Raw genomic sequence first — 8,414 nt, 5'->3', positions numbered from 1 at the left:
CACCCGCCACGCCCCGCGCCTGGGCCACGCCCTTGATCGCAAGGTTGTTGGATTCCGTGGCGCCGGAGGTCCAGACGATTTGTTCAGGTTGGGCACCGACCAGCTCGGCCACCTGGCGACGCGCCTGTTCAACCGTTTGCCGGGCTGCTTGGCCGAACGCGTGGGAACTGGACGCGGGGTTACCGAAATTGGCATTGAAGCCCAGGCACTCGACCATCACCTGGATGACCCGCTCATCCACCGGCGTGGTGGCGGCGTAGTCGAAATACAGCGGACGTTTATTCATGACGTTAGAAACTCGCAGAGCAGGTTCCCGAGAGCAGCGTCTCAGGGGCACGGACCGGGACAGAGGTCGTCAGGTTTAACCGATCGAATGCCATTAAAGAAGGACCACTTTATGTAAATGTGCGTAGGAACGCTCCTGAAATTCAGCTTAACAGGCTGAAGTCGCCCAATGGCAAACAAAAAGCCCGAGGTTTCTTAAGGGAAACCTCGGGCTTTTTGTCGCCAGGCGCGAACTCAACTCGGACGACCGTGCAAGGTCACGCTGCGCTCGGCATTCATTTCACCTTGGCGATCAAAGCCGAAGGGTTTCTGTGGCTGGCCGGTCAGTGCGGCGCGCTGCTGTTGGTATTCATCAAACGACAAACCACGGCGGCTCAATGCTTCCAGGGCCAACTGTTTGGTTTCTTCCGCCGTGTAGGGACGCAATTCAGGTGAAGGATGGCTCGCACATCCGGCAAGGACTGAGCTGACAATCAATAAGGAAACAGCGAGGAATCGGTTCATGGCGGTAGCTCTGCAAAGGAGGTTTCGAGTCAATGAACACAGGCTACTCCCGCCCCTGCACGGTGAAAAATCACCTCCCGTGATAGTTGCTATCAACCGCCTAAGCACCTTCGGTAGTCTTACCTTTATATTCTTTTATGATCTATAAATATGGAAATACTTTCATTTACGGAATAAAACTAACCCTCTATAAATGTCGCTACACAGCAACGGCATTGTTGCCCACGCAACTGTTGCTCACCCAACAGTCATTCAACAAATCACCAGGCAGCCAACAGCAGCAGTTTTCAGCAGTGAGCCTGCAACCCACGCCAATCAAGGCCTGCACCCGTTGGTACAGCTCTTGCTCAACAGGTTGCAACCCACCTGCTATGAACCACTGTTGAAAAAGGAACTGTTCATGACACGTCCACTGAATGTCGTTGCCCTCTCCGGCGGAACCTGGCGTCCGTCCCGCACCCTGGTGCTGACCCAGGCTGTGCTGGCTGAACTGGCCACGTTGCTGCCGATCCAGACCACCCTGATCGAATTGGGCGACATCGCCCGGCCGCTGGGGGGCGCACTGTCGCGCGATGAACTGCCCGCTGAAGTCGAAGCGCAACTGTTGGCAATCGAACAGGCCGACCTGCTGATCGTCGCCGCACCGGTCTATCGCGGGTCCTACCCAGGCTTGCTCAAGCATTTGTTCGACCTGATCGGCCTCAATGCGCTGATCAACACACCGGTATTGCTCGCAGCCACGGGCGGCAGCGAACGCCACGCACTGGTCCTCGATCATCAGTTACGACCGCTGTTCAGCTTCTTCCAGGCGCTGACCCTGCCGATCGGCGTCTACGCCACCGAGGCTGACTTCACCGACTACCAGATAACCAGCGAACTCTTAAAAGCCCGTATTCAACTCGCGGCAGAACGTGCAGCGCCTTTGTTCGCTGCGCACTCCCCCTCTCTGCTGAAAATTGCGTAAGGATTTGTCATGGATGTTTTCTGGTTTCTGCCCACTCACGGCGACGGTCATTACCTGGGCACGACCCAAGGTGCACGGCCAGTCACTCTCAATTACCTCAAGCAAGTCGCCCAGGCCGCTGACAGCCTGGGTTACTACGGCGTATTGATTCCAACCGGGCGCTCGTGCGAAGACTCCTGGGTGATCGCCTCCGCGCTGGTGCCGCTGACCGAGCGCCTGCGTTACCTGGTGGCGATTCGTCCGGGCATCATCTCGCCCACGGTCTCGGCGCGCATGGCGGCGACCCTTGATCGCCTGTCCAATGGTCGTCTGCTGATCAACGTGGTTACCGGCGGTGACCCTGACGAAAACCGTGGCGATGGCAGCTTCCTCGATCACAGTGAACGCTACGAAGTCTCCGACGAATTCCTACAGATATGGCGCCGCGTTTTGCAGGGCGAATCGGTGGATTTCGAGGGCAAACACCTGCGTGTACAGAATGCCAAGGCGCTTTACCCCCCGGTGCAGAAGCCTTATCCACCGCTGTATTTCGGCGGGTCCTCTGACGCCGCCCACGATCTCGCCGCCGAGCAGGTCGATGTATACCTGACCTGGGGCGAACCGCCCGCCGCCGTTGCGGAAAAACTCGCGGATGTCCGCGAGCGCGCCGCACGCCGCGGGCGCACCGTGAAGTTCGGCATCCGTCTGCATGTGATCGTGCGCGAGACCGAAGAAGAGGCTTGGAAAGCCGCCGACAAGCTGATCGAGCACATCAGCGACGACACCATCGCCGCCGCGCAAAAATCCTTCTCGCGTTTTGATTCCGAAGGCCAGCGCCGCATGGCCGCCCTGCACGACGGGCGCCGCGACAACCTGGAAATCGCCCCCAACCTGTGGGCCGGCGTCGGACTGGTGCGCGGCGGTGCCGGTACCGCGTTGGTCGGCAACCCGCAACAAGTCGCCGAGCGCATCAAGGAATACGCCGACCTGGGCATCGAAAGCTTCATTTTCTCCGGCTACCCGCACCTGGAAGAGGCTTATCGCTTTGCCGAGTTGGTGTTCCCACTGCTACCGGAACCCTATGCCAGCCTTGCTGGGCGCGGTATTACCAACCTCACTGGCCCGTTCGGCGAAATGATCGCCAACGATGTGTTGCCAACAACAAAGGCCTGAATGCAATGAGATCGGCCAAATCATTGAGGAACACCGCGTGACAGCCACCCCCCACAGCGTCCTGCCGTCTCCTTTGCAGACCGCCAAACTGCTGGCAGCTGAATTCGCCCTCACCGCCGTCGAGCGTGACGAGCGCGGTGGCACGCCCAAAACCGAGCGTGACGCCTTGCGCCAGAGCGGCCTGCTGGCCCTGAGTATTCCCGCCCAATACGGCGGGCTCGGCGCACGCTGGAGCGACACCTTGGGCATCGTGCGCGAGTTCGCCAAGGTCGACAGTTCCATCGCGCATGTCTTCGGTTTTCACCACCTGATGCTCGCCACCGTGCGCCTGTTTTCGCGCCCGGACCAATGGCAACCCTGGTTCGAACAGACCGCACGCAAAAACTGGTTCTGGGGCAACGCCCTCAACCCACTGGACACGCGCACGGTGGTCAAGGATTTCGGCGGCTGGCGCGAGTTCTCCGGCAAAAAGAGCTTCTGCTCCGGCGCCAGTGACTCGGAAATGCTGATCGCCTCGGCGGTGGATGAAACCGCCGGCGGCAAGCTGTTGATCGCGGCCATCCCCAGCGGTCGCAGCGGCATCACTTTGCACAACGACTGGAACAATATTGGCCAGCGCCAGACCGACAGCGGCAGCGCCAGCTTCGAGCGGGTACGCGTCGAAGAATCGGAACTGCTGCTCGACCCAGGCCCGCTGAGCACACCTTTCGCCTGTCTGCGCCCGTTGATCGCGCAGTTGACGTTCACGCATATGTTCCTCGGTATTGCCGAAGGCGCTTTCGAAGAAGCGCGCAACTACACGCTCACCGAGACCCGCTCGTGGCATAAGTCCAGCGCCGAAGACGTGCGCCAGGACCCTTACGTGCTGCACCACTACGGCGAATTCTGGGTCGCCCTGGAAGGTGTGCGCCTGTTGGTGGAACGCGCTGCCGAGTTGCTCGACCACGCCTGGGCGAAGGGCCCGAACCTCAGCGAAAGCGAGCGCGGCCAACTGGCTATCGCCATTGCCACCGCCAAAGTTGCCGCGACCCGCCAAGGCCTGGACCTGTGCAGCCGTCTGTTCGAAGTCACTGGCGCGCGCGCAACCCATGCATCGCTGCGCCTGGACCGTCATTGGCGCAACCTGCGCACGCAAACCCTGCACGACCCGGTGGACTACAAGCTCCATGAACTGGGGGATTGGGCGTTGAACCAATCCCTGCCGATTCCGACGTTCTATTCCTAAGAGAGGTGCCCATGCAGCTTTTGACCCTACCGCCCTCGCCCGCCCTCGCGACGTCGATCCGCGCCACGGCCCAGGTCTTCGAAGACCCCAAATCCCAGGCGCTGCTCGACCACATCCAGCAAGTGGCGCCCAGCGAAGCCAGCGTGCTGATCATCGGCGAGACCGGGACCGGTAAAGAGCTGGTGGCACGGCATATTCACAACCTCAGCGCGCGACGCAACCGGCCGTTCGTGGCGGTGAACTGCGGGGCGTTCTCCGAATCGTTGGTGGAAGCCGAACTGTTCGGCCATGAAAAAGGCGCCTTCACCGGTGCCCTCAGCGCCAAGGCCGGCTGGTTCGAAGAAGCCGACGGCGGCACCTTGTTCCTGGACGAGATCGGCGATTTGCCGATGGCAATCCAAGTCAAGCTGCTGCGCGTCCTACAGGAACGCGAAGTCGTGCGCCTGGGTTCGCGCAAGAGCATTGCGATTGATGTGCGTGTGCTTGCCGCCACCAACGTACAACTGGAAAAAGCCATCAACGCCGGGCATTTCCGCGAGGACCTCTACTACCGCCTCGACGTGGTCAGCCTGGAACTCAGCCCGTTGCGCGAGCGGCCCGGCGATATCCTGCCGCTGACCCGGCACTTCATCGACGCCTACAGCCAGCGCCTGGGCTACGGCCCGATCACCATCAGCCGCGAGGCCGAGCACAAGCTCAAAAGCTACAGCTGGCCAGGCAATATCCGCGAGCTGGAAAACGTGATCCACCACACGCTGTTGATCTGCCGCAACGGCGTGATCGAACGCGACGATTTGCGCCTGTCGAACATGCGCATCGAGCGCCAGGACGACAGCCAGCACGGCACCGACAACAGCGCCGAAGCCTTGCTGGCGCGCGCGTTCCAAAAGCTCTTCGAGGAACAGGCCGGCGCCCTGCATGAAAAAGTCGAGGATGCCCTGCTACGCGCTGCTTATCGTTTCAGCCATTACAACCAAGTGCACACCGCCAACCTGCTGGGCTTGAGCCGCAACGTCACGCGCACGCGCCTGATCAAGATCGGCGAGCTGGCGGTGAACAAGCGCCGCCCCGGCGAAAACGTGCAGGGCGAACGCATGTTGCATCTATCCATTTAGGCGGCAATGCAGCGCGTTGTCATGGCTGCGCTCGAAACTGCGCAGCACCTGGAACGAACCAAAGGTCACGGCTGTGGCCTGATGGGCGCGAATCAACGTCCAGAAATCTTCCTCGCCATGCTCAAAGCATTTGAAGGCCGCCTCGCCGTCCTCGCGCGAGCGCCATTGCAAGTAATTGAGCACCCGGCGCCCGTCGTCGCTGACCTGCACACTCGCATTGATAAAGCCGCCATGGCCCTGGGCCAGGCGCTCGCTTTGGGGGGACAGGGCCGCCACCAGCGCCCTTTGTTGCCGGGGCTCGATCTGAAATTCGATCAATTGAGTGAAGCTGCGATTCTTCTCTGATACCTGCATGAACACTCCCCTTTCTCTGTAGGCAGAATCTTGCGATTCGATGCCACGCAGGGTAAAACCTCTAGTTAAGTCAAGGTCAAGCGTTGTTTGGGAGTTTTTCATGCTGAACAAGGAACTCACCGTCGGCCAACTCGCCGCCCGCAGTGGTGTGGCCGTCACGGCGTTGCATTTCTACGAGACCAAGGGGCTGATCAAGAGTAATCGCAATGCCGGTAACCAACGGCGTTATCCACGGGATGTGTTGCGGCGCGTGGTGGTGATCAAGATCGCCCAGCGCCTGGGGATTCCGCTGGCAACGATTGGCGAAGCGTTGCAGGCGTTGCCGGAGGGGCGCACACCCAACGCCCGGGATTGGGAACGCTTATCGGCGCTATGGCGGGAAGACCTGGATGAGCGCATCAACAAGCTGACGCTGCTGCGCGACACACTCAATGGCTGTATTGGCTGTGGGTGCTTATCGATGGAGGCGTGTCCGTTGCGCAATCAGGGCGACAAGCTCGGTGAGTGCGGTCCGGGCGCCCAACTGCTGGAGCCCACTCCACACCGCTGACCCGTTCCCAGTGCTTGGAGAGCACCGCGTCGGTTGCCTATAGGCCGCGCAATACGTGGCCTATAGTGAAAAAGCCGTCCCTCCGCCACCACCGTCAAGGAGAACGATAGCGAGCCATGGAGAGGTTCAAGCAAAGCTGAGATCGGCTGCACACCACACACATTAACGGTGGGAGCGACGCACCGCCGCTCCCACAGGTGACCTCCATTGCTGGAAAGATCGAGTCGTCACTCACCGCGCCTACACACTTCATGAACACCCCCTCCACGCTTTCGCCCTTGCCCCGAACGCCGCGTGATTCCAGGATGCAAGCACTCATCACAAGGAGCCATTCCATGTTCGCCGGATTCCAGAAAGACCAGTGCCACGTCAACGGCGTCAGCATCAGTTACCGCACAGGCGGTACAGGTCCCGGCCTGCTCCTGTTGCACGGGCACCCGCAAACCCACGTCATCTGGCACAAAGTCGCCGAGCAACTGGCTGAACGCTTCACGGTAGTGGCTGCCGACCTGCGCGGCTATGGCGACAGCAGCAAACCGCCCGCCAATGACGATCACTCCAACTATTCGAAACGGGAAATGGCCCGCGACAGCGTGGAGCTGATGAAAGCCCTTGGCTTCGAACAGTTCTCGGTGCTGGCCCACGACCGTGGCGCCCGCGTGGCCCATCGCCTGGCCCTGGACCATGCGGCCGCCGTGCAACGTATGGTGCTGTTGGATATCGCCCCCACCCTCTCGATGTATGCGCAAACCGACGAAGCCTTCGCCCGCGCCTACTGGCACTGGTTCTTCCTGATCCGCCCGGCGCCGCTGCCGGAGGCCTTGATCGAGAGCAACCCGCAGTTGTACCTGCGCAGCGTAATGGGCAGCCGCAGTGCCGGGCTCAAGCCGTTCACCGATGAAGCCTTCGCCGAATACCTGCGCTGCCTGAAACTGCCGGGCACCGCCACCGGCATCTGCGAAGACTACCGTGCCGCTGCCGGTATCGACCTTGAGCACGACCAGGCGGACATCGACGCCGGCCATCACCTGAACCTGCCGCTGCTGGTGATGTGGGGCGCCGAAGGCACCGTCGGCCGCTGTTTCGAGCCGCTCAAGGAATGGCAGAAAGTCGCCACTGATGTGCGCGGCAAGGCCTTGCCGGCCGGCCATTACATCGCCGAAGAAGCCCCAGAGTTGTTGCTGGGCGAAGTCCTGAGCTTCCTGCGCTGAGCCGTGGCCAGCGCAATGCTATTCTGGCGGCTCATGCCGCCACGCTTGTTTCTGATGACGAATAAGAAAGATACCGTGCCCCTACCTGAAGACCTGCGGGTGTTCCTGACCGTGATCCGCAAGGCCGGCTTCGCTGCGGCAGCTGATGAGCTTGGGTTATCGCCTGCGTATGTCAGCAAGCGCATCCAGATCCTTGAAACCACCCTGGCCACCCGCCTGCTGCACCGCACCAGCCGGCGCATCGCCCTGACCGAAGACGGTGAACGGGTGCAGCGCTGGGCCGTGCACATCCTGGAAGACTTCCAGCAACTTTCCGATGAACTCAGCGACGCGCATGACAGCCCGCGTGGCCGCCTGCATATCTGCAGCACGTTCGGCTTTGGCCGCAACCATGTGGCGCCTGCCCTGTCGTTGCTGGCCGAGCAGTACCCGGACCTGGAGATCCGCCTGGACCTGCTCGACCGTGTGGTCGATATCGTCAGCGAAGGTTTCGACCTGGAGATCCGCGTGGGCGACGACATCCCCGGCCAGCACATCGGCCGTCGACTGGTGAGCAACCGTCGCGTGCTATGCGCCGCCCCGGCGTATCTGCAACGACGCGGCACACCGCACCAATTGAGCGACCTGGAGCAGCACGACTGCCTGGTCCTCAAGGAGCGCGACAACGCGTTTGGCATCTGGAACCTGGAACACGACGGCGCCCAGGAAAGCGTGCGCGTGCGGGGGCCGCTGTCGTCGAACAATGGCGAAATTGTGTTGCAGTGGGCGTTGGATGGGCGCGGGGTGTTATTGCGTTCGATGTGGGATGTAAAGCCGCTGCTGGAGCAAGGCAAGCTGATGCAGGTGCTGCACGGATATACCCAGAGCGCCAACGTGTGGGCGGTGTACCCGACTCGCTTGGCGTATTCCGGGAAGCTGCGCGCCTGCGTGGAGTTTTTGCAGGCACACTTCAAGGGGCTCTCAATCTGAGGTCACAAACCCAATCAAAAATGTGGGAGGGGGCTTGCCCCCGATTGCAGGGTGTCAGTCACTCAAAAGTTGACTGACCCACCGC

The 8,414-nt window shown here is 61.0% G+C and carries 10 protein-coding genes; 7 read left to right on the top strand and 3 right to left on the bottom strand.

Annotation, left to right across the window (positions count from 1 at the left end; translation table 11 throughout):
• Together K7431_RS30605 and K7431_RS30600 are read right to left on the bottom strand one after the other, a co-directional pair.
• On the bottom strand, positions 1 to 286 hold a 286-nt coding region (locus K7431_RS30605; protein WP_224316765.1), incomplete at its 3' end, for an aminotransferase class V-fold PLP-dependent enzyme.
• Positions 287 to 519: 233 nt separating this feature from the next.
• Positions 520 to 789, bottom strand: coding sequence for a hypothetical protein (locus K7431_RS30600; protein WP_043205116.1), 270 nt, complete (start codon positions 787 to 789; stop codon positions 520 to 522).
• A gap of 400 nt (positions 790 to 1,189) precedes the next feature.
• On the opposite strand from K7431_RS30600, the gene msuE reads away from it, so the two are divergent.
• From msuE to K7431_RS30580, 4 genes are read left to right on the top strand one after another with little or no spacing between them, the layout of a single operon-like run.
• Positions 1,190 to 1,753, top strand: coding sequence for an FMN reductase (gene msuE / locus K7431_RS30595; protein WP_012723304.1), 564 nt, complete (start codon positions 1,190 to 1,192; stop codon positions 1,751 to 1,753).
• 9 nt (positions 1,754 to 1,762) lie between these two features.
• Positions 1,763 to 2,905, top strand: coding sequence for an FMNH2-dependent alkanesulfonate monooxygenase (ssuD, locus tag K7431_RS30590; protein WP_012723303.1), 1,143 nt, complete (start codon positions 1,763 to 1,765; stop codon positions 2,903 to 2,905).
• A gap of 37 nt (positions 2,906 to 2,942) precedes the next feature.
• Positions 2,943 to 4,130 carry an acyl-CoA dehydrogenase family protein gene (locus tag K7431_RS30585; protein WP_012723302.1) on the top strand — a complete coding sequence of 396 codons (1,188 nt, stop codon included), beginning with the start codon at positions 2,943 to 2,945 and terminating at the stop codon, positions 4,128 to 4,130.
• Between the two features lie 11 nt (positions 4,131 to 4,141).
• Positions 4,142 to 5,245: a sigma-54 interaction domain-containing protein gene (locus tag K7431_RS30580; protein WP_012723301.1), complete on the top strand. Its 1,104-nt coding sequence runs from the start codon at positions 4,142 to 4,144 to the stop codon at positions 5,243 to 5,245.
• Here K7431_RS30580 and K7431_RS30575 read toward each other — a convergent pair.
• Complete coding sequence (locus K7431_RS30575; RefSeq protein WP_043205115.1) at positions 5,234 to 5,599, bottom strand: antibiotic biosynthesis monooxygenase; 366 nt, start codon at positions 5,597 to 5,599, stop codon at positions 5,234 to 5,236. The two genes, K7431_RS30580 and K7431_RS30575, sit on opposite strands and share 12 nt — an antisense overlap.
• 100 nt (positions 5,600 to 5,699) lie before the next feature.
• Between K7431_RS30575 and soxR the strand changes: the two genes are divergently transcribed.
• The 3 genes from soxR to K7431_RS30560 all read left to right on the top strand — a co-directional run bounded on the left by soxR (position 5,700) and on the right by K7431_RS30560 (position 8,329).
• On the top strand, positions 5,700 to 6,149 hold the full coding sequence (gene soxR, locus K7431_RS30570) for a redox-sensitive transcriptional activator SoxR (RefSeq protein WP_012723299.1): 450 nt from the start codon (positions 5,700 to 5,702) through the stop codon (positions 6,147 to 6,149).
• A 335-nt stretch (positions 6,150 to 6,484) separates the two neighbouring features.
• Positions 6,485 to 7,360: an alpha/beta fold hydrolase gene (locus K7431_RS30565; RefSeq protein ID WP_043205113.1), complete on the top strand. Its 876-nt coding sequence runs from the start codon at positions 6,485 to 6,487 to the stop codon at positions 7,358 to 7,360.
• A gap of 54 nt (positions 7,361 to 7,414) precedes the next feature.
• Entirely contained in the window at positions 7,415 to 8,329 is a 915-nt protein-coding gene (locus tag K7431_RS30560) for a LysR substrate-binding domain-containing protein (protein WP_198409084.1), read from the top strand.
• Positions 8,330 to 8,414: the final 85 nt, after the last annotated feature.

This window comes from Pseudomonas fluorescens group sp. (assembly GCF_020093335.1).
Classification (GTDB): domain Bacteria; phylum Pseudomonadota; class Gammaproteobacteria; order Pseudomonadales; family Pseudomonadaceae; genus Aquipseudomonas; species Aquipseudomonas petroselini.
The sequence above is the reverse complement of the archived record's forward strand: the minus strand, read 5'-3'. Positions and strand labels throughout refer to the sequence as shown.

What these genes read in the sequence shown, in the direction of transcription:
- K7431_RS30565 (WP_043205113.1), top strand. Translation starts at nt 6,485, where the DNA reads ATGTTCGCCGGATTCCAGAAAGACCAGTGCCACGTCAACGGCGTCAGC.
- K7431_RS30580 (WP_012723301.1), top strand. Translation starts at nt 4,142, where the DNA reads ATGCAGCTTTTGACCCTACCGCCCTCGCCCGCCCTCGCGACGTCGATC.
- K7431_RS30575 (WP_043205115.1), bottom strand. Translation starts at nt 5,599, where the DNA reads ATGCAGGTATCAGAGAAGAATCGCAGCTTCACTCAATTGATCGAATTT.
- ssuD (WP_012723303.1), top strand. Translation starts at nt 1,763, where the DNA reads ATGGATGTTTTCTGGTTTCTGCCCACTCACGGCGACGGTCATTACCTG.
- K7431_RS30560 (WP_198409084.1), top strand. Translation starts at nt 7,415, where the DNA reads ATGACGAATAAGAAAGATACCGTGCCCCTACCTGAAGACCTGCGGGTG.
- K7431_RS30600 (WP_043205116.1), bottom strand. Translation starts at nt 789, where the DNA reads ATGAACCGATTCCTCGCTGTTTCCTTATTGATTGTCAGCTCAGTCCTT.
- msuE (WP_012723304.1), top strand. Translation starts at nt 1,190, where the DNA reads ATGACACGTCCACTGAATGTCGTTGCCCTCTCCGGCGGAACCTGGCGT.
- soxR (WP_012723299.1), top strand. Translation starts at nt 5,700, where the DNA reads ATGCTGAACAAGGAACTCACCGTCGGCCAACTCGCCGCCCGCAGTGGT.